Origin of the sequence: Bifidobacterium panos, assembly GCF_012932445.1 — a bacterium.
Taxonomy (GTDB): Bacteria; Actinomycetota; Actinomycetes; order Actinomycetales; family Bifidobacteriaceae; genus Bifidobacterium; species Bifidobacterium panos.
Map to the genome: position 1 here is coordinate 26,337 of NZ_JAAIIJ010000006.1, position 20,070 is coordinate 46,406.

General features: G+C 57.7%; 14 protein-coding genes. 8 read left to right on the forward strand and 6 right to left on the reverse strand.

Features of this window, described 5'->3' with window-relative positions; all coding sequences use genetic code 11:
* Positions 1-29: 29 nt before the first annotated feature.
* The gene (dcd, locus tag G1C94_RS02705; protein WP_172144407.1) at positions 30-611 is read right to left on the reverse strand and encodes a dCTP deaminase; all 582 of its coding nucleotides are present in this window, start codon (positions 609-611) and stop codon (positions 30-32) included.
* Between the two features lie 411 nt (positions 612-1,022).
* Between dcd and G1C94_RS02710 the strand changes: the two genes are divergently transcribed.
* Positions 1,023-2,276, forward strand: a complete 1,254-nt coding sequence (locus G1C94_RS02710; protein ID WP_335341204.1) for an ATP-binding protein — start codon at positions 1,023-1,025, stop codon at positions 2,274-2,276.
* Positions 2,277-2,347: 71 nt separating this feature from the next.
* On the opposite strand, the gene G1C94_RS02715 is transcribed toward G1C94_RS02710, so the two are convergent.
* Entirely contained in the window at positions 2,348-3,580 is a 1,233-nt protein-coding gene (locus G1C94_RS02715) for an ATP-binding protein (RefSeq protein ID WP_172144408.1), read from the reverse strand.
* A 208-nt stretch (positions 3,581-3,788) separates the two neighbouring features.
* Entirely contained in the window at positions 3,789-5,861 is a 2,073-nt protein-coding gene (locus G1C94_RS02720; RefSeq protein ID WP_172144409.1) for a cation:proton antiporter, read from the reverse strand.
* Between the two features lie 206 nt (positions 5,862-6,067).
* Between G1C94_RS02720 and G1C94_RS02725 the strand changes: the two genes are divergently transcribed.
* Both G1C94_RS02725 and G1C94_RS02730 read left to right on the forward strand, forming a co-directional pair.
* On the forward strand, positions 6,068-6,589 hold the full coding sequence (locus G1C94_RS02725) for a nucleoside deaminase (RefSeq protein ID WP_172144444.1): 522 nt from the start codon (positions 6,068-6,070) through the stop codon (positions 6,587-6,589).
* 220 nt (positions 6,590-6,809) lie between these two features.
* A complete protein-coding gene (locus G1C94_RS02730) occupies positions 6,810-8,231 on the forward strand; it encodes a sugar porter family MFS transporter (RefSeq protein WP_253902286.1) in 1,422 nt (473 codons plus the stop codon).
* Between the two features lie 63 nt (positions 8,232-8,294).
* Here G1C94_RS02730 and G1C94_RS02735 read toward each other — a convergent pair whose 3' ends face one another.
* Positions 8,295-9,164, reverse strand: a complete 870-nt coding sequence (locus G1C94_RS02735) for a sulfite exporter TauE/SafE family protein (protein WP_172144411.1) — start codon at positions 9,162-9,164, stop codon at positions 8,295-8,297.
* 295 nt (positions 9,165-9,459) lie between these two features.
* On the opposite strand from G1C94_RS02735, the gene G1C94_RS02740 reads away from it, so the two are divergent.
* Positions 9,460-11,706 (forward strand): alpha-galactosidase, encoded by a 2,247-nt coding sequence (locus G1C94_RS02740; protein ID WP_172144412.1) that lies wholly within the window; start codon positions 9,460-9,462, stop codon positions 11,704-11,706.
* A gap of 41 nt (positions 11,707-11,747) precedes the next feature.
* Here G1C94_RS02740 and G1C94_RS02745 read toward each other — a convergent pair whose 3' ends face one another.
* Entirely contained in the window at positions 11,748-12,941 is a 1,194-nt protein-coding gene (locus G1C94_RS02745) for an ROK family transcriptional regulator (protein ID WP_172144413.1), read from the reverse strand.
* A gap of 195 nt (positions 12,942-13,136) precedes the next feature.
* Between G1C94_RS02745 and G1C94_RS02750 the strand changes: the two genes are divergently transcribed.
* The 4 genes from G1C94_RS02750 to G1C94_RS02765 all read left to right on the forward strand — a co-directional run bounded on the left by G1C94_RS02750 (position 13,137) and on the right by G1C94_RS02765 (position 18,254).
* On the forward strand, positions 13,137-14,441 hold the full coding sequence (locus tag G1C94_RS02750) for an ABC transporter substrate-binding protein (RefSeq protein ID WP_172144414.1): 1,305 nt from the start codon (positions 13,137-13,139) through the stop codon (positions 14,439-14,441).
* A 19-nt stretch (positions 14,442-14,460) separates the two neighbouring features.
* Positions 14,461-15,375, forward strand: a complete 915-nt coding sequence (locus G1C94_RS02755) for a carbohydrate ABC transporter permease (protein ID WP_172144415.1) — start codon at positions 14,461-14,463, stop codon at positions 15,373-15,375.
* Between the two features lie 17 nt (positions 15,376-15,392).
* The gene (locus G1C94_RS02760; RefSeq protein WP_172144417.1) at positions 15,393-16,277 is read left to right on the forward strand and encodes a carbohydrate ABC transporter permease; all 885 of its coding nucleotides are present in this window, start codon (positions 15,393-15,395) and stop codon (positions 16,275-16,277) included.
* A gap of 150 nt (positions 16,278-16,427) precedes the next feature.
* Positions 16,428-18,254: an alpha-glucosidase gene (locus G1C94_RS02765; protein WP_172144419.1), complete on the forward strand. Its 1,827-nt coding sequence runs from the start codon at positions 16,428-16,430 to the stop codon at positions 18,252-18,254.
* A gap of 259 nt (positions 18,255-18,513) precedes the next feature.
* Here G1C94_RS02765 and G1C94_RS02770 read toward each other — a convergent pair whose 3' ends face one another.
* Positions 18,514-19,875, reverse strand: coding sequence for an ATP-binding protein (locus tag G1C94_RS02770; protein ID WP_172144421.1), 1,362 nt, complete (start codon positions 19,873-19,875; stop codon positions 18,514-18,516).
* Positions 19,876-20,070 lie beyond the last annotated feature (195 nt).

The window sequence follows — 20,070 nt, forward strand, 5'->3', positions numbered from 1 at the left end:
CCCTCGGCCGGCGATACGTCGATTGTCTGTCAGTCGGTAATCTGCGCGCGATAGAAATGCTCGTAGGAACGGCTCGGCGTCGGCCCGCGCTGGCCTTGATAATGCGAGCCGGTGCCCGCCGAACCATAGGGGTGCTCGGCCGGCGAGCTGAGCCGGAAAAAGCACATCTGGCCGATCTTCATGCCCGGCCACAACTTCACCGGCAACGTCGACACGTTGGAAAGCTCCAGCGTGATGTGCCCTTCAAAACCCGGGTCGATGAAGCCGGCCGTGGAGTGGGTGAGAATGCCCAACCGCCCCAACGAGCTCTTGCCCTCCAAGCGCGCGGCCACGCTCGCGTCGAGCTTGACATATTCCCAAGTGGAACCGAGCGCGAACTCGCCCGGGTGCAAAATCCACGGTTCATCCGTCTTCACCTCGAATTGCTCGGTGAGCGCGCCCTGGTTTTCCGCAGGGTCGACATAGGTGTAGGCGTGGTTGTTGAACAGACGGAAAAAATGGTCGAGCCGCACGTCGATCGAAGCAGGCTGAACCATTTCAGGCGTCCAAGGGTCAAGTGAAATATGCCCTTCGTCATGTGCGGCCAGAATGTCATGATCGGATAGCAGCATACAAGCTCCTCACACGCGCAAACGATATTGTGGTTAAACGATACTTCCGTCAAGTCTAGTGCCCGCACCCAACGAACACGATTTTCAGGAAGTTATCAGATAAACCCAGCGTTAAACACAGAATCACATGGTTATCTAGTAATTGTCAGCAGCAGCCGACGGGAGCGCAAGTTCCGATAATTGAACCATTCTTCTTCTCTCCTTTCTCTGGCCCCGGTGGTTCGCCACCGGGGTTTTCTTTTGTAACGTCGGTCAGCGTTGGTCAGCGCCGCTCGCTCTGCTTTCTTCAGTTACAAAAAACGTTGATATCAACACTTTTTGTAAGTGAAGTAAGAATAAACGGCTTCAACGCAAGCTATACTTGAGTTGCAAAATATGTAAATATCAACACTTTTTGCAAGGAGCCGCTTCGTGGAGTATGCGCGCAAGGAATATCTTGAAAAACTTATCGCCGGCATGGGGTCGGATCAGGTCAAGATCATCACCGGTATTCGCAGGTGCGGCAAGTCATACCTGCTCAACACCATTTTCAAGCGGTATCTTCTTGATTCAGGCATTCCGCGCGAACGTATTATCGAGATGGACTTTGACGGCTACCGCAGTAAGGAATACCGCGATCCGAAAGTTTTCCTCGACTTCATCGACAAAGCGATCACGGATAGCGACAGATATTACATATTGCTCGATGAAGTGCAATTGTTGGGCAGTTTTACTGAAGTCCTCAACGAGCTTATCCACATGGGCAATGTGGATGTGTACGCGACGGGCAGTAATGCTCGCTTGCTCTCGAAGGACATCGTGACCGAGTTCAGGGGGCGCGGTGACGAAATCGCCATGCGCCCGCTGAGTTTTTCCGAATTTATGGAAGGATATGAGGGCGATAAGCGTGACGGGTATACGGAATATGCCATGTATGGAGGCTTGCCGGCCGTCGCCATGCGCAAGGACATGAAACGAAAAACCGATTATCTTTCCAATGTGTTCAACGAGACCTACATTGCCGATATCATCGAACGCAACGGCGTCCAGTACTCAAGCGATCTCGAACAGCTCGTCAACGTATTGTGCTCGAACATCAGCGGACTGACCAATCCGACGAAAATCGCCAACACTTTCAAAAGCAGCGCACATTGCACGATTTCCCGTCAGACCGTCGAGAAATACCTGAGTTATCTTGAAGACTCGTTTCTCTTCGAAAAGGCCGTGCGCTATGACGTCAAGGGACGCAGGTACATCGGCGCGGATGCGAAATATTATGCCATCGACACCGGGTTGCGCAACGCCCGCATGAACTTCCGCCAATTCGAGGAGACCCATCTTCTCGAAAACATCATCTACAACGAGTTGCGTGGCCGCGGTTACGGGGTCGATGTGGGAGTCGTGCCCGCTCAGCGCAAGGACGCCGACGGAAAGTGGCGGCGCGCGACGTATGAGATTGACTTCGTGTGCAACAGCGGCAGCGAACGATGCTACATTCAGTCGGCACTCGCCTTGCCTGACCGCGAGAAACTGCAGCAGGAACAGACGTCGCTGATGAAGGTTGACGATTCATTCAGGAAAGTAATCATCACCAAGGAGGGGTTTGAGCCGCATTACAACGAAAATGGCATCCTGATGATGAATGTGTACGATTTCCTGCTCGATAGGAATGCACTGAAGCTCTAACGCTCAGATGGCGGGGCTTTTTTGGTCTTTATTGCTTTTGGGTTATGGCTTAGGGGGCGAGGTGCGGTAGATCAGGCTTGGTTTGTCAGCCAATCGAGCAGATTGATGTGTTTGATGCCTTGGTAGTCACCCAAGCCCATGCGGTCGAGCGTGAGCAGCGTTTTGGGATGGTTGTCCTGCAATGCCTGCAGCGGCGCCAGCTCCCGTTCCAGGGTGGACGGGTCGAGCACGGTTTGCGCCACTTGGTAATAATGCGTGCGCTGCGAATCCGTGGCGACGAAATCAACCTCTTTCGTGCCCCACTTGCCGATGGATACGTTGGTGTATCGCCGCAACAGTTCCAGATACACCACATTCTCGATGCGATGGCCAAGATCTCCCTGCTGTTTGCCGAGCAGCCAGAAGCGCAAGCCCAAGTCGCCAAGATAGAGCTTCTCTTCAGTGGCGAGATAGCCTTTGCCTTGCAGGTCGTATCGTCCCGCGCGGAAGAGCAGATAGTTTCTGGTCATCGCGTCGACGTATCCGCTGACGGTGGTGGGCGAGATGCGCCGCCCGCTGGCGTTCATGGCGCCGGCGATTCGCTTGAGCGACACGCGATTGCCGATGTTGTCCGCCAGAAAACTGGCCGTGTCGTTGAACGCGCGCATATCCATGCGGGGGTTTCGCTGGGCGATGTCGGCCATCAGGATGGTGTTGAACACGCCGCCAAGATAATCGGCGATATCCTGCTCGTTGTCGAGCATGGCCGCGTACGGCAGCCCGCCGTAGTTGAGATACGCGTCGAAGTCGCTTTCCATAGCCGCCGCGGTGGTGGGCGAATCTGCGGCGCGCACCGAACGATATTCCGCAAAAGAAAGGGGAAGCATTCGCAGCTCAACGTAACGACCCGTAAGCAATGTGGCGAGTTCGCTGGAAAGCAGATTCGCGTTGGATCCGGTGATATACAAATCCACATCGTCGCGCACATACAGACCGTCTATGGCACGCTCGAAATGCTCCACATGCTGTATTTCGTCGAGGAATACGTAATTCACCACGTGCGACTGCAGTCGTTTGACGATGTAGTCGTAGAGTTCCTGCGGCTCGGTGGGGTATTGGCGTTCCATGCTTTCGAAGTTGATGGAGAGGATGCGCTCGCTACCCACGCCTTCGCCCTGCAGTTGATTGCGGAATAGTTCGAGGATTGTGGATTTGCCGCAGCGCCTCAGGCCGGTGATCACTTTGATGACGTCTTTGTCGCGCCACCGCTCCAGCCATTGCGTGTAGTGCGGGCGCGGGGTGAGACGGTTCGTTCCTGCAATCATGCGCCACCTCCCAAACCTCTAAAACCTATCAGTTAACTGGACGATTTTCGTAATTATAGCAAAACCGTCCAGTTAACTGGACGGTCTGTATGCGCGGCTTGATGTGACGGCGGTCGCATGGTCGCCCTGTTTTCTGCACTTACATAAAACGTTGATATCAACACTTTTTGCAAGTCAAAGTGAGCAGGGTGCTTAAGACTCCAACGGACTAAATGCCGGAATCGGCGTCGACTTGCATCACATAGATGTTGCGGCGCAGGGCCTTGGCTTGGGCGCGGGTGATGTCGCCGGCCTGAAGCATGTCCTGCACCACACCGAGCTCGATGCCGTAGCTTTCCTTCTTGATCTCCATTGCCAGGTCAGCCGCTTCCGTACTCCTTTCCACGTCCGGCCGCGCCTTCAGGGACGCTTCCGCGCGGCGGTAGTCGAGAATCAGCGCCGAACAGAACTCCGTATTGTAGGTGTCGCGGCTCATCTCCTCGCCCAGGCGCTGAATGACGTATTCGATGGCCTGAGCCTGCAGCGCGAGCGTGCGGGCCGTGATTTCGCTCTCGCTCACCAACGGCGTGGTGCGGCGGATGCGGTTGGCGGCGCGCTTGGCAAGGTTCATGCTTCGATGCTGCAAGCCGCGCAGACGACCGCGGATCTGCGAGACGGCATGCCCCGATTTGCGATTCGTCTCGATGTGACGCAACGAGTTCATGACCTGATCGAGAATGCGTTCGCAAGCCTCCACGTTCAGTTCCTGCTCCGCTTTGGTGGGGGCCGGATTGGCCTTGATTGCGGCCAGCTTGTCGCGCACGAACTCCTTCTCCCAGTGCAGCGCCTGGATTTGCAACTGTTCGTAGCCCGCGGCATCGACCATGCCGGTGCGCATCTTCAGTCGGCCGATGCGCTTGGTATAGGAATCGATGACCATCAGCACCGCCCGCCGGTTCTGCGGCGTGATGCGGCCGGTGAGCTCCTCCACCGTGCGGCGCAGCACTTCGATGGTGATTTCGCTCAATTCGGTGGAACCGTTCTTGTCGCGGTTCGGGGCGAGCAACGGCAAGGTGAAGTTGGCGAGCAGCAAGGTCAGCACAATGACGCCCGAGGCGATGAAAATCAGCTCGTCGCGCATCGGGAAGGCATCGCCCGAAGCGATTATGTAAGGAATGGTGAGCATCAACGACAGCGTGATGGCACCTTTGGGCCCGCCGAACGTCATCACCGCGGCCGAGCGCCACCGTTGCGCCGTCATTTTGCGGCGTTTGCCGGTTTTGATATCGGGCGCGATGCGCAACATCAGCGAAACCCACAGGAACCGCAGCACAATCACCACGGCGGTCACCAGCACGATGATGCCCAACAGCAGCCCGTTGTTCACGTCCGGATCGGACCAACTGGCCGTCATTGCGCCGGGCAGCAACATGCCCAACAGAATGAACACCGCGCCGTTCAACGTGAACGACAGCACGCCCCACACACTGGACGACACGATATTGGTGCGCGCCACGTTCGGCCCCACGCCCGTATGGTCGAAACGCACCAGCAGCCCGGCGGTGACGACCGACAGAATGCCGGAAACATGCAACTCCTCCGCGCCCACATACAGCAGGAATGGCAAGAACAATTCCATCAGAATGCGCGTGGTGGTGTTCTCCCAGCCGAGCAAACGCACGGTCTCGAACACCCAGTTGATCGCCAGGCCCACAATCAGGCCGAACGCCGCCCCACCGAAGAACGAGATGATGAACTTGCCCGTGGCCTCCCCCACGGCGAACTTGCCGGTCACCGCCGCCGCGATGGCGAACTGGAAGCCGACGATGCCGGAAGCGTCATTGAACAGCGACTCGCCTTTGAGCACACTGCGTTGACGCGCAGAGAGCGACGCCTCTTTGCCCAAGGAGCTGACGGCCACCGCGTCGGTGGGGCCGAGCGCCGCGCCCAACGCCAGCGCCGCCGCCAGTGGCATGGCCGGCCAGATGGTGCTCAAGGTGAAGCCCACGGCCACCATGGTGGCGATGGCCAGCCCGATGGCCAGCGACAGGCTGAGTTTCACCGATCTGAGCAGCTCGGTTTTATCGATGTCGTGCGCTTCCAAATACAACAGCGGCGCGATGAACAGCACCATGAACACATCAGGATTAAGCTCGACCGCGGGGAAGAACGGCAGCCACGCGCCCGCCGCACCCAACGCGATCTGCACCAGCGGCGTCGACACTTTGGGAATAAAACGGCTGAGGAACGACGAGAGCACCACAGCGGCGACGATGCACAGAATCAGTTCGACAACGGCCACGGTTTTCCTTACCTAGACGAAAAGGGGCTGTCTCTCCACAGTACAAAAAACCCGTCAGGAAAGCGTTACATTGCGTCCCACCTTTGCACAGTTTCCATGACGCGGTGTTTCCATGGCGCGGTTTTGGCTATTTTCCAACGTTTTTTGTTGCGTGGTTTTGGGGGAAACACCGCGCCATGGGATGTGTTGGGTTAGGGTTGGAGATGATGAATGTTGATGAGGCGATGAGACGCGCCCTTGTGCTGGCGGACATGGCCGCCCGTGCCGGTGACGTGCCGGTGGGCGCGGTGGTGCTGGACGCCCGGGGTCGGCTGATTGGTGAGGGATATAACACCCGTGAAGCCGAAGGGGACCCGCTTGCGCACGCCGAAATCATCGCCATGCGCCAGGCCGCCGGTCAAGCCGGTGCGCGTGTCGGCGGCGGCGTCGCTTCGCTCGCCGCACAACGAAGCGAACGCGGCTGGAACCTGGCCGACTGCACGCTGGTCGTCACGCTGGAACCCTGCCCGATGTGCGCGGGAGCATGTGTCGCAACTCACATCGGCCGCATCGTCTTCGGCGCATGGGACCCCAAACTCGGCGCATGCGGCTCCGTGTGGGACATCCCGCGCGACCCGCATATCGGCCACAGCCCCGAAGTGTTCGGCGGCATCAGGCAGGAGGAATGTGCCGCCGCGCTCGCCGACTTCTTCGCAGCCCGTCGTTTTGCAAACGAAAGCAATCGTTGATACTGCTTGAGTTTCCAGCGTTTGCGTAACCGAAATACGCCCGTTGTTTTGCAAACGAAAGCAACCGTGACACCAAACGGATATTCCGCTATACTTAGTGCCGTGTTCGTTGTTGGCGTAACGCCAGCTATCCCTATAACAAAACGTTAAAGTCGAAAGACGCACTATCTTCGCGTGCTCCACTGAGGCAATAACAATGATGTTGAGGAAAGGATCGGGCATGGCTGCTACGAACAACACCCCACTTGAGCAGGTTGAGAAAGATCTCGAACGTGGGTTTTCCACTCGGTTCCCGCTGAACAATGGCTTTATTTTCACATTCGGCGCTTTAGGCGGCATGCTGTTCGGCTTTGACACGGGCATCATTTCCGGCGTCTCGCCGCTGATCGAATCCCACTTCCAGCTCAACGTCGCGCAAACCGGCTTCATCACATCGTCGGTGCTGATCGGTTCATGCATTGGCGCGCTGTCCATTGGCGCGCTGTCGGATCGCTTTGGCCGCAAGAAACTGCTCATCATCTCGGCGTTCCTGTTCCTGCTGGGATCCGCACTGTGCGCTTCGGCCACCGGTTTCGTCATGATGGTGGTGGCCCGCATCATCCTTGGCCTGGCGGTCGGCGCCGCCTCCGCCCTGACTCCGGCCTATCTGGCCGAGCTCGCACTCAAGGAGCGTCGCGGTTCGTTGTCCACATTGTTCCAGCTCATGGTCACGCTCGGCATCCTCTTGGCCTACGCTTCGAACCTCGGCTTCCTGGGGCGCCATATCGCGGTTATCTCCGACTGGCGCTGGATGCTGGGATCCGCGCTGATTCCGGCCTTGCTGCTGCTCATTGGCGGCCTGATGCTGCCGGAATCCCCGCGCTATTTGGTGAGCAAAGGCGACGAACGCAATGCTTTCAAAGTGCTCACGCTGATTCGCAGCGATGTCGATCAAGCGCAGATTCAACTGGAACTCGACGATATCAAGGCGGTCGCCGCGCAAGACACCAAGGGCGGCATCAAAGAACTGTTCCGCATCGCGCGTCCGGCCCTGCTCGCGGCTGTGGGTCTGATGCTGTTCCAGCAGTTCGTCGGCATCAATTCGGTGATTTATTTCCTGCCGCAAGTATTCATCAAAGGGTTCGGTTTCGGCGAACACGAGGCCATCTGGGTGTCCGTGGGCATCGGCGTGGTGAATTTCCTCGCCACCATCATCGCTGTGTTGGTTATGGATAAATTCCCGCGCAAGGCGCTGCTGGTGTTCGGTTCCGTGGTGATGGCCGTCTCGCTCATCGTGCTGTCCGTGATGAATTTCGCCGGGAATGTAACCCTGCTTGCCATGCCCACGATGGTGCTGATTGGCGTTTATATTCTCGGATTCGCCCTTTCTTGGGGGCCGATCGCGTGGGTGCTGATCGGTGAGATTTTCCCGCTGTCCGTGCGCGGCATCGGCAGTTCGTTCGGTTCGGCGGCCAACTGGGTGGGCAACTTCGTCGTCTCTCAATTCTTTTTGGTGTTGCTTGCCGTCTTCCGCAACAACGTGGGCGGCCCATTCGCCATCTTCGCCGTATTCGCAGTGCTGTCGATTCCCTTCGTGATGCGTTTCGTGCCGGAAACCAAGGGCAAGTCTCTGGAGGAGATCGAGCAGTCGATGGTCTGCTGAGGTCTGTTGAGGTCTGCTGAGGTCTGCTGACGGGCGGGCGCGGTCGAATCTCTGCCGGGCGTTTCAGCGCTTCTTGCGCCACTTGGCGATAGCGCGGTCAACGCCCGGCGTGATTTTCAGCGCCGTCCACAGGCACCGCACCAGCAGCACGCACAGATACAAGGCAAACAGATTCGTCCCCATGCGCGGGCTGAGCGACTTGGCCAGCAGCGTGCCCAAAGGGGCGGTGATCGCCGCCAATACGCCGATGATCAGACCGTTCTTGAGATGCACCAGCTTGCGTTTCCAATTCGCTGTGGTCGCGGCGATGGAACTGGGGAACATGGCCAGCAGCGAGGTGCCGCGCGCGATCAGATCAGACGCGCCGAACAACAGCGAAAGTGCCGGCACGGCGATGGCGCCGCCGCCGATGCCCAGCAGTCCGGCCAATATGCCGATGAATACGCCAGTCACCACCAGCAACGCGCCCACCGTCACGCTCATATGAATCGCCGTATCGCGTGAAGGCGTGAACAGCAGTTGCGAGACGATCACGAACACCAAAAACGCGGCGTACGCCCACCGCAACAGCAGCTCGGGCAGGCGCGAGAGCAGCCAACTGCCGATTTGCGATCCGGCGATCATGCCGCACGCGAGCAGCAGCGCCGCAACCCAATCCACATTGCCGCTGTGCGCATACGAAATCACGCCGGAAATCGAGGTGATAACGATGGCACATAGCGAAGTCGCCGCCGCATGACGCTGCGACAAGCCGATCCACACCAGCGCGGGGACGATCACCGTGCCGCCGCCGATGCCGAACAGCCCGGACAGTATGCCGGACAGCAGCCCGACCACGACCATGACGATCACGCCGTGATCTGCGTTGCCGTGGTCTGCGTTGCCGTGAGTTGCGGATGTCTCTTGTGCGGATGTCTCTTGGCTCTCACCCATCGTTTCCCCTTAATGCATATATTGCATATGCTTTGTCAGCTGTTGTGTCGGCTGCATTGTGTCGGCTATCGTGTCGGCACGTTCGTGATATGCCGCGTGCCGACAGCACGCCACTTGCACACCGCTCGCACGCGTCCCACTCTATCGCGAAAATATCAGCAATATTTTCTCGTGTTCGCTGTGCAATCGCCTTGTTTACTTGCAGTGAGTCCCGACACTCCGTAAGACTGCCAAGAAAACCGTCTGTCCTTAGCATCGGCAGTGACACCGCATCCGATCGTGAAAGGGAAATATCATGACGCGCATTGAACTGTTTCACGGCACTTCGGCCGATGGCAGCACACTGACTGCGGCTTACGCCGAACAGAGCGAAGCGAATGTGGCCTTCGCCCTCGCGTTCGCCGGTGATACCCTGCCGCGCTTCGTGCATTGGGGGCGTCCGCTCAGTGCCCCGGAAACGGCGCTCGGGCTTTATGATGCCCAGCGCCCGCAACGTGTTTCCGGCGCGCTCGATGACACCGCCTGGCCGAGCATTCTGCCCACTCAGTCGGAAAGCTGGTCGGGAGCCAGCCGACTGTCAATCCGGCGCAGCGGTGTTGGCGGTGGTGTCAACGGTGGTGTCGAATTGTTCTGCAGATTCGCCGTCACCGATATCGCCGTTGACGACGATCCAGCCGCTTTGGCCGTCACCGTCACCGCCGAAGACCATGAGCAGGGCGTGAAACTCATCTGGGTTTGCGAACTCGATGCAAGCGGTCTGCTTCGCCAGCGCGCACGACTTGTCAATACCGGTGCAGACATGCTTGAGGTTGGCGGAATCGAGCTCGGTTTCCCTGTTCCGGCAGATGCCAGCGAAATCCTCACCACCACGGGCCATCATCTACGCGAGCGTTCTGCGCAACGACAACCGTTCACCCAGGGGCGTTTTGAGAAGGCTTCGATGGTCGGTCGCCCCGACTTTGATGCCACATTGCTGCTGTCTGTGGGCGAGCCGGGTTTCGGTTTCACCCGTGGCAACGTCTATTCCACCCATGTCGGTTGGAGCGGCAATAGTCTGCTGTCCGCTGAACGTCTGCCATATACGACTGGTGTCATCGGTGGCGGCGAAGTGCTCTTCGGTGGAGAGGTCAGCTTGGCGCACAACGACGAATACGCCACACCCTGGCTCTATGGCTCCTACGGCGAAGGGCTCAATGAAGTCGCCTCGCGCTTCCATGCTTATATTCGCAATGTGCATCGTGTTTGGCGTGACCGTCAGGGCATCAAGGCGAAGCCGCGCCCGGTCATCCTCAACACTTGGGAGGCGGTCTATTTCGACCATGATTACGATACGCTGGTCGCCCTTGCTGACAAAGCGGTCGAGACCGGCGTGGAGCGTTTCGTTGTCGATGACGGCTGGTTTGGCGCTCGTCGTAACGACAATGCCGGTTTGGGCGATTGGCAGGTTTCCCAAGACGCTTGGCCCGACGGGCCAAAGAGCCTGAAGGCTCTGGCTGATTATGTTCATGCCAAGGGTATGGAATTCGGCTTATGGTTCGAGCCTGAGATGATCAATCCCGATTCCGATGTCTACCGCGCTCACCCGGATTGGGTATTGCAACCCACACCAAACCGCCTGCCCATGCAAGGGCGTTTTCAGCAGGTGCTCGATTTGAGCAATCCGAGCGCTTACACCTATATCTACACCGCTATGAACAAGTTGGTTGGCCAGTTGGGTGTGGATTACATCAAGTGGGATCACAACAAATACGTCACCGAAGCCATCTCGCCGCGCACCGGTCGCCCGGCTGTGCATGAACAGACGCTTGCCGTCTACCGTATGTTCCGTGATTTGAAAGATGCACACCTAGGTTTGGAAATCGAAAGCTGTTCCTCTGGTGGCGGGCGTGTGGATGTCGGCATTCTCGAAGTGGCCGACCGCGTCTGGGCTTCTGATTGTGTCGACCCAGTCGAGCGTGCGGATATTCAGCGATACACTTCGCTGCTGGTACCGCCCGAGATGATCGGCGAGCATGTGGGTGCCAGTCCGGCGCATTCCACTCATCGTGCCACCACACAGGAGATGCGCATGGCCACGGCTTTCTTCGGGCATCTGGGCATCGAATGGAATTTGCTCAAGGAGCCGCAAGCCGACATCGACAAATTGGCCGAATGGGTGGCCGAGTTCAAACGCTATCGTGACGGTTTCGCCATCGGCACATGCGTATATTCCGATGCCGCAGATCCGTCGGTGCGTGTGGACGGGATGGTTTCGCCTGACAAGCAACAAGCCGTCTACCGATTCACCCAGCTCACCACCTCGCAGACCTATCCGGCAGCACCGATTCGCCTACCTGGGCTTGATGCGAACACGGTGTACACGGTGGTGCCGCTGGGTATCAGTCGTGATCTCGAGGGCATCGGTAACGGTCAAAGCGAACTGAACTGGTGGAATGCCGACGGCGTGACAATGACGGGTTGCGCGCTTGCCACGTATGGCATCCGCCCGCCCGCGCTTCATCCGGCGCAAGCGGTTCTTTTCACAGTTGTTGCGCAAGGTTAAATGGCCGCAACGTTGAATGGCCGTAGCATAGAGGTGAATGTCTAGCCGATATATTGCGCAATTGCGCGAGCCGCCGCAGCCTCTGCCCAGTGTGACCACTGAAAATCGAGAATCTCGAATTCGACCGGCGCAACTCGGCTGTGGCGGTACCATTCAATGCCTTTGCGAATGGATTCCACGTTCAACTTGGCAATAAACGACGATTCGCCGCTGATGAGCACCTTCGTCGGCATGGCCAGATTGGCCACAATGGAAATCAACACGCCAAGACGAAAACAGGTACGGTCGCCGAGGCGGCGTGCGTGCGGCTTGCCTGCCCGCAAATCGGCGGCGAATTCCTCAAAGGTCATCGTATGCCCCACGATGCTCGAATACTCCTCAGCCAACGAATCCGAAGTGAGGCATTGCGAACAGCCAATATGTCCGGAGACGCAACGCGGCCCTTCTGGGTCGATGAGCACATGACCCACCATGCCGTAACTTTTGTCAGGATAGTCAATGGCCTCGCTGTTTTCGGACAGCGAATATCCCACACCCGAGCCAATGGTCAGTACAGCAAAACGCGCGATACCCACCGCATTGCCGAACCAGCTTTCGTGCAAGAGCAGCGAATCCAAATCGTTGAACACCGCACTGTGCAATCCGGTGTGCGTCTCAAGCAGATCGGCGAAATTGACGCACCCATCCCAATGCAGGAACGGGGCGAAGGTCACGAACCTGCCATCATCCACATGCCCTCCGATGCTGATGGCCAATGATGTGGGCGCAGGGTGGCTCTTGCTGATGCAGGATGGCACAACGTTGCTGACCTGCCGCGCCACCTCTTCGGGGTCCGTCGAAGTCAGCGGGACGGTGACGCATGGGGCGAGTGGACGGCACAACGCATCCACCTGCACCACCGTCACATCGGTGCCGTGAATATTAGCGCCAATGAACGTGCGCTTCTCTGCGCACAGTCGCAACGCAGTTTGAGGCCGTCCGCGTTTGTCTGAATTTTCCTTCGGTACAAATCCGAATGGCAACTTGCCGCGCTCTTCGGCACTTGACGGCATCTCTTCGACGGCTCCGGCATGGATGAGATCGCTGGTGATGCGTGACAGCGCCCCCTGCGACAACCCCAGTATCTGCGCCAGTGTGACGCGCGCAATGGGCCCGTATTTCGCTATCGCCCGCAACGCCCGATGCGTGTATTCGGAGCCAGGAAACCATTGTGGTGTTGTCGGCTGTTCGGCCATAAGCTCTCCTCAAACGCAAACGAATACAACGCAGACGAAACCCATTTGTTTCTTTAGGAATAAAATAGCTCATATTTAGTTGCCGTGTGGGCTGGACACACAGGGGATGGGAATATAAATAGCTCTTGCCTAATCTTGGACAAACCGATGTGTGCAGTAATGGAGCTGCGCTCTAGGAGAACGAAGGAGTCGATTATGAGAACAGATTCCCAGACTCACCACCACCGCACCGCAGGGCATGGCCTTGCAAGGCGCATGGCTCGCCGCGCGGCGGCTGTTGTCTGTGCGGTGGCGGTCGGATTGGGTGTTGCCGGATGCGGCGCCAACTCCAATGTGGTGACCTTGGATTTCTTCCAATTCAAATCCGAGGCCGCCGACTGGTTCAAAGAGGCGGCGGCGGAGTTTGAACGTCAAAACCCCAATATTCGCATCAACATCAATAATTCGGCGAATGCCCAAACTGATTTGCGCACACGTTTCGTGAAGAATCGTGTGCCGGATGTCATCACGTTCAACGGCGACATCAGCTTCGGTTATTTCGCGGCGTCTGGCGTGTTCTATGATTTCACCGACGAAGACATCGTCGATACGCTCAACTCCGGCATGGTCGAGATTGCCAAGAATTTGGTGCAGACCACCGATCAGTCCAAGAAGCGTCTATACGGCCTTCCATTCGCCGGCAACGCTTCCGGCTATATCTACAACAAGGAGCTGTGGCGCAAGGCCGGTGTCGATCCGCAAAACCCGCCGACCACTTGGAGCGAGTTCATTGCCATGTTGGAGAAATTCCGCGAACAGGGCATCAATCCAGTGGAAGCGACCGTGGCCGACGCTTGGACCACCCAAGCGCCGCTTGCTTCGCTCGCCGGCACACTGGTCCCGGAAAGCAAATACACCGAGCTCAAAAAGGGCACTGTCTCGTTCAAGGATATTTGGAGCGCAGTGTGCGAAAAAGAGGTGAAGCTGTTTGAATACGCCGATGGCGACAAAGGCATCACCTATCAGCAGGGCACCCAGAACTTCGCCAAAGGTGATGCGGCAATCATTCCGCTGGGCACCTACGCCATTCCGCAGATTCTGCTGGTCAATCCCGATATCGAACTCGGTTTTGCACAGATGCCGGCCACCGATGACGCCGATGAGCAGGTTCTCACCGCCGGCGACGATGTCATGATCACTATGGGCGCGAACACCAAGCATAAGGAGGAAGCGCTCAAGTTCATCGAGTTTCTGATGAGCGAAGAGAAGCTCAACGAATACGCTGATGCGCAATCGGCCATCACCCCATTGAAGAACACCCACTTCGGCAACGAGGCGCTGGAAACCGTGCGCTCGTTCTTCAAAGAGAACCGCGTGGCCGATTTCTGCGACCACTACATCCCCTCGTCCATCAATATCGGCGGCTATCTGCAGACGATGGTGACCAGCGGCGATGTCGACAGGTTCGTCAGTTCGATGCAGACCGAATGGGATAAGGTCCAAGCCAGGACTTTCGAGTGAGAGGGAAAGGAGCACCATTATGTCATCATCTGTGAACGCACACGCGGCCAAGAGGCGCGCATCCGTCTTCTCCAAGCGCAAGGTCGATCCTGCCTACTACTGGATGGTCGTGCCGGCCGCGATTCTTTTCGCATGCTTCCTGTATCTGCCGTTCCTGCAAGGCGTGAAGTATTCCTTCACCAACTCGCAGGGTTATGGCACCTACAAATGGGTGGGTTTGAAGAACTACTTCGCGCTGTTCCAAGACAGCAGAGTGGGTAACGCCTATGTGTTCTCGTTCTTCATTGCCATCCTGATCACTGTGCTCATCAACATAATCGCCATGTTCCTGGCCGTTGTGTTGAATGGCAAAATCGCATTCAAGAACGGCTTCAGGGCGATTTTCTTCATTCCCTATACGCTGTCCGTGCTGGTGATCGGCTACGTGTTCAAATACATCTTCATGAACCCGATACCGGCCTTGGGCAAGGCTTTGGGCATTGGATGGTTGTCCGAATCGTTGATTACCTCCGAGCAATATTCATGGGTGCCGATTGTCTTCCTTGCCGTGTGGCAGGGCGTCGCCTATTCGGTGCTCATCTACTTGGCCGGTCTGCAGACCATCGACGATGAGATTTACGAGGCCGCCGCCATCGACGGCGTGAACGCTTGGCAAAAGTTCTGGAAGATCACGTTCCCCCTGATTGGCCCGTTCTTCACCATCAATCTCGTGTTGAGTATGAAGAACGCCCTGGGCACCTTCGACCAGGTGGTGGCTTTGACGGATGGTGGGCCGAATTCCAAGACGGAAACCGTCACCTACCTCATCTGGAAGGGCGGCCTGACGGGCGGCGAATACGCTTACCAAACCGCCAACGCCGTGCTGTTCTTCATCGTTCTGGCGATTATCGCGTTCATTCAGCTGAAAATCTCCAGCAGCCAGGAAAAGATCTGAATCGAGGGGAAAGAATCATGAGCACTGCAACATCTTCATCCGTTATTTCCAGTCCCGCTGCCAATTCGGCCAATACCGTCAAGTATCGCCGCGACCGCAAGATCAATTGGTGGCTCACCGCCGCGGTTGCCGTGATGTCACTGACGGTGCTGGTGCCGCTGTATTTTACGATTGTCACCGCGCTGAAAACCCCGGCCGAAGCGGGTACCTTCGCATTGCCGACCAGTTGGCAATGGGGTAATTTCGCCGCCGCCTCAGCCAAGGTCGATTACCCCAAGGCCGCCCTCAACTCGGCCATCATCACCGTTGCCGCGGTGGTGGCGACCTTGCTGACCAACACGTTCGTGGCATACGCCGTGGCGAGGAATATGGACAAGAGATTCTTCCGTTTCCTGTATTACTTCTTCATTGCCGCCATGTTCGTGCCGTTCCCCGTCGTCATGCTGCCGATTGCCAAGCAGATGGGCGCCCTGCATCTGGACAATCAGCTTGGACTGATCATCCTGTACATGATTTTGGGTCTGGGAACGAACCTGTTCATTGCCACGGGCTTCATCCGTGCGATTCCGGTCTCGCTGGAAGAGGCCGCTCGCATTGACGGCGCGAGCACATGGCGCATCTTCTGGAAAATCGTGTTCCCGCTGATGTCTCCCATCAATTCGACCATTGCCATCCTCACCTGCCTGTGGGCATGGAACGACTTCCTGTTGCCGCTCATCGTCCTGACCGACCAGTCGAATCAGACGATTCCGCTCGCGCAGTATGTCTTCAGCTCTCAGTTCGCCACCAACTATCCGATGGCGTTCTCCAGCTACCTGATGGCTATGGCTCCGGTCGTCATCGTCTACCTCTTCGCACAGAAGTGGGTGATTGGTGGCGTGATGAGGGGCGCTGTTAAGTGAACATTCGGCAGACCGTCCCTGTTGGCTCTCAATGCTGCATGGGATGGTCTGCCTTCAGCAGTTGCCAATGCCGAAGAATAATTCTTGAGTGGGTATTACTTGCGGCATCGAATACTGTGGTTTATTTCAATGGAAAGGAAGAGGTGGGCCATGACCACCGCACAACGCACTGTACTTGACAATTCCATCCGTACCAACGGTGCCACCCCGAATCCGTGGTGGGCGAACGCGGTGGTGTATCAGATTTACCCGCGTTCATTCCAAGACACCAACGCCGACGGCATCGGCGATCTCAAAGGCATCACCAGCCGTCTCGACTATCTGGCCGACCTCGGTGTGGATGTGCTGTGGCTCTCTCCTGTGTACAAGTCACCTCAGGACGACAATGGCTATGATATTGCCGATTATCAGGACATCGACCCGCTCTTCGGCACGCTGGACGACATGGACGAGTTGCTCGCCGAAGCGCACAAGCGGGGTTTGAAAATCGTGATGGATTTGGTGGTCAACCACACTTCCGACGAGCACGCTTGGTTCGAGGCGTCGAAAGACAAGAACGACCCGCACGCCGACTGGTATTGGTGGAGGCCCGCCCGCGAAGGCCACGAGCCGGGCACGCCGGGTGCCGAACCGAACCGGTGGGGTTCCTATTTCGGCGGCTCCGTGTGGGAATACTGCCCTGAGCGCGGCGAATACTTCCTGCACCAATACTCCAAAAAGCAGCCAGATCTCAACTGGGAGAACCCCGAGGTGCGCAAGGCCGTCTACAAGATGATGAATTGGTGGATGGATCGCGGCATCGACGGCTTCCGCATGGACGTGATCACCCAGATTTCCAAAGTGGTTGACGCCGATGGCAGACTTCCGGGCGAACCTGGTTCCACCATCGCCGACAACCCGGTTGGCCCCGAGGGCTATTCCAGCCCGTTCCCCTTCTGCTCCGACGGGCCGCGTGTGGACGAGTTTTTGGCGGAAATGCGCCGCGAAGTGTTCGAGGGGCGCGAGGGTTATATGAACGTGGGCGAGGCGCCTGGCGTCACGCCGCCGCGCAACGAGCACATCACCGACCCGGCCAACGGCGAGCTGGACATGCTTTTCCAGTTCAACCATGTGGGCGTCGATCAGGAGCCGACCTCCAAATGGGATGTGGTGCCGTTCAAGGTGGCCAACCTGCGCCGCGAGATGGCCGAACAGCAGCAAGCCGTGGCGAAAGCTGGCTGGGCCAGCCTGTTTTTCTGCAATCATGACCAGCCGCGTGTCGTCTCGCGCTGGGGCGACGATTCGAGCGAGCAGACGCGTGTCGCCTCCGCCAAGGCGTTCGCCCTGCTGCTGCACCTGCATCGCGGCACGCCCTACATCTACCAAGGTGAAGAACTCGGCATGACCAGCGCCCATTTCACCTCCCTGAGCCAATACCGCGACTTGGAGGCGCTCAACGCGTATCGCCAGCGCGTCGAGGAGGCGAAGATCCAATCTTGCGAATCGATGATGGCCGCCCTCGCCCTGATAGGCCGTGATAATTCGCGCACCCCAATGCAGTGGGACGCTTCCGCTCGTGCGGGTTTCATGGCTGCTGATGCGCCGGGTGAGCCGTGGATTGACGTGAATCCGAATCATGCTGAGATCAACGCGGCCGCCGAGGTTGACGATCCCGATTCCGTATATGCCTTTTATAAGCGGTTGATTGCGTTGCGGCATGACAATCCCGTTGTCGCCGCCGGTGACTGGCGTTTGGTGGACGGCACCGACGAGCGCGTATACGCTTTCACCCGCACGCTCGATGGCATCACGCTGCTGGTGATGGTCAATGTTTCCGGCGATTGCGTGCGCATTCCCGCCGAATCCGCCGCCCTGCTCGGTGCGGCTGAAGCGGACGAATCGCACATCGTCATTGCCACCCAAGGCGCATCCCTGGCCGCCGCTTCGCTGTCCAAGGGCAAGCTCGAAGCTTGGGAAGGCATCGTCATCCAGCTATAGCCAACCTCTGCGCCCCCAAGATTTCTCGACTGTGCTCACTTGCGTTCGCTTCGCTCGGAATGACAAAACCCTGTGACCACCCGCCCTCACCCCGTCCCTTGTTATTCCGGGCGAAGCCCGCACCCGTTTCCTGTCATTCCGAGCGAAGTCGAGGAATCTTCGCGCGAAGCGCGACGGCAACGCCCACCTCTGCGCCCTAAGATTTCTCGTCTGCGCTCACTTGCGTTCGCCCCGCTCGAAATGACAGTGATGCCAATGGTTACAGGCATCGGCTCATATATAGCGGCGCGCGCACGAGGTCGCCTTCCGCGGCAAGCTGGCGCGGGTGCAGGATGTATTGCTTTCCCAGTCGCGAGCCGTACAGGGAGCGAAACTTGTTCAGCGACGACGTGCCGTATCGTTTGGTCGATTTGACCTCCACGGGACTCACGCGCGGTTTCATCGCGGCATTGTCATATTCGCGCACGATCAGAAAATCGATTTCCATGGTGCGCGCGGCCTCGCCCCTAGCGTACCGCGAGAAAAACAGCAGCCGGTGCCCCGCCGCTCGAAGTTGCTGGGCGACCGCGTTTTCCATGAGCATGCCCTCGTTGACGCCGATGTTGTCGAACAGGATGTTGCGATACACCTCGTCGGGAGTGGCCTTGCGGTCCGCGAAGGTCTGGGCGACCAGCAGCCCCGTGTCGCCCATGTAGCATTTGAACGACGAATTGTCCTCGTAGAGCCCCAGCCCCACGGTGGGGTCGGTGGCGTTGCGGCACAGGTTGACCAGCCGCGCGTCGTCAAGCCAGAAGAAGGCGGCGTCGTACTCGCGCATGCGGGCGTCCTTGCCGAGCGAGGCCAAGGCGAATTTGCGCTCGTGCTTGAACAGTTGGGCTGGAACTTGCGCGAAGATGTTGCGCACCCTGCCCGCGTCGCCGTTTGCGAACTTGCCGATATCGTCGGCATAAAGGCTGAGGATGTCGCGTTTGATGACGTCGACCTGCCCGAAATCGCGGCTGTTGACGTATTCCGATACGGCTTGGGGCATGCCGCCCACCAGCACGTATTCGCGCCACAGACGCATGGCGCGTTTGTGCAGTGCGTCGGGCAGGGGGGTGAGGCTGTCGAATGCCTGCTCTATCGCCTCGTAGAGCAGCTCTTCGCCCATCGCCCAGCAGAACTCCTCGAAATCCATCGGCCCCATTTCCATCTTGCGTTCTTCCGACGGAATGAGGATGTCTTGGACGTTGCGCTTGATGGAGATGAGCGAGCCGGTTTCGATATAGTCGAAGCGTCCGTCGGCCACGAGGTGCTTGATCATTTCGCGCGCGGGCGGGTGGAGTTGCACTTCGTCGAAGATGATGAGGGAGTGGCGTTCGTGCAGTTTGGTGCGGTAATACGTGGACAGCATCATGAAAAACGTGTCCAGATCGTCGCGCTGGGTGTTGAAGATGTCAAGCACGCTGTTTGGAGCCTGTGAGAAATCCACGAGAATATACGATTTGTATGCGCTTTCGCCAAATGCTTTGACGGCGGTGCTCTTGCCGATGCGACGAGCGCCCTCGATGAGCGCCGCAGTGCGTCCGTCTGAGTTATTCCGCCAATTTTCAAGGTCTTTCAGGATTTTGCGTTTGAACATGTTACCTCGCACTACACGATGCCGCCGTGTGGATATGCTCTATTTTACACGATGCCGCCGTGTGAATATGCCTAAATCTACACGATACCGCCGTGAACAGACGAATATGAGCCCGGAGCTCGCGCCCCCTCCGCCGCTTTTGCAGTCTCTAAAACTACCAATATATTAACAATTTTGCGCAAAATGGGCAGTAAT

Excerpts from the sequence above, each read along its gene's own strand:
- G1C94_RS02715 (WP_172144408.1), bottom strand. The coding sequence starts at position 3,580 with ATGATTGCAGGAACGAACCGTCTCACCCCGCGCCCGCACTACACGCAA.
- G1C94_RS02730 (WP_253902286.1), top strand. The coding sequence starts at position 6,810 with ATGGCTGCTACGAACAACACCCCACTTGAGCAGGTTGAGAAAGATCTC.
- G1C94_RS02750 (WP_172144414.1), top strand. The coding sequence starts at position 13,137 with ATGAGAACAGATTCCCAGACTCACCACCACCGCACCGCAGGGCATGGC.
- G1C94_RS02735 (WP_172144411.1), bottom strand. The coding sequence starts at position 9,164 with ATGGGTGAGAGCCAAGAGACATCCGCACAAGAGACATCCGCAACTCAC.
- G1C94_RS02755 (WP_172144415.1), top strand. The coding sequence starts at position 14,461 with ATGTCATCATCTGTGAACGCACACGCGGCCAAGAGGCGCGCATCCGTC.
- G1C94_RS02745 (WP_172144413.1), bottom strand. The coding sequence starts at position 12,941 with ATGGCCGAACAGCCGACAACACCACAATGGTTTCCTGGCTCCGAATAC.
- G1C94_RS02725 (WP_172144444.1), top strand. The coding sequence starts at position 6,068 with ATGAATGTTGATGAGGCGATGAGACGCGCCCTTGTGCTGGCGGACATG.
- G1C94_RS02770 (WP_172144421.1), bottom strand. The coding sequence starts at position 19,875 with ATGTTCAAACGCAAAATCCTGAAAGACCTTGAAAATTGGCGGAATAAC.
- G1C94_RS02740 (WP_172144412.1), top strand. The coding sequence starts at position 9,460 with ATGACGCGCATTGAACTGTTTCACGGCACTTCGGCCGATGGCAGCACA.
- dcd (WP_172144407.1), bottom strand. The coding sequence starts at position 611 with ATGCTGCTATCCGATCATGACATTCTGGCCGCACATGACGAAGGGCAT.
- G1C94_RS02765 (WP_172144419.1), top strand. The coding sequence starts at position 16,428 with ATGACCACCGCACAACGCACTGTACTTGACAATTCCATCCGTACCAAC.
- G1C94_RS02760 (WP_172144417.1), top strand. The coding sequence starts at position 15,393 with ATGAGCACTGCAACATCTTCATCCGTTATTTCCAGTCCCGCTGCCAAT.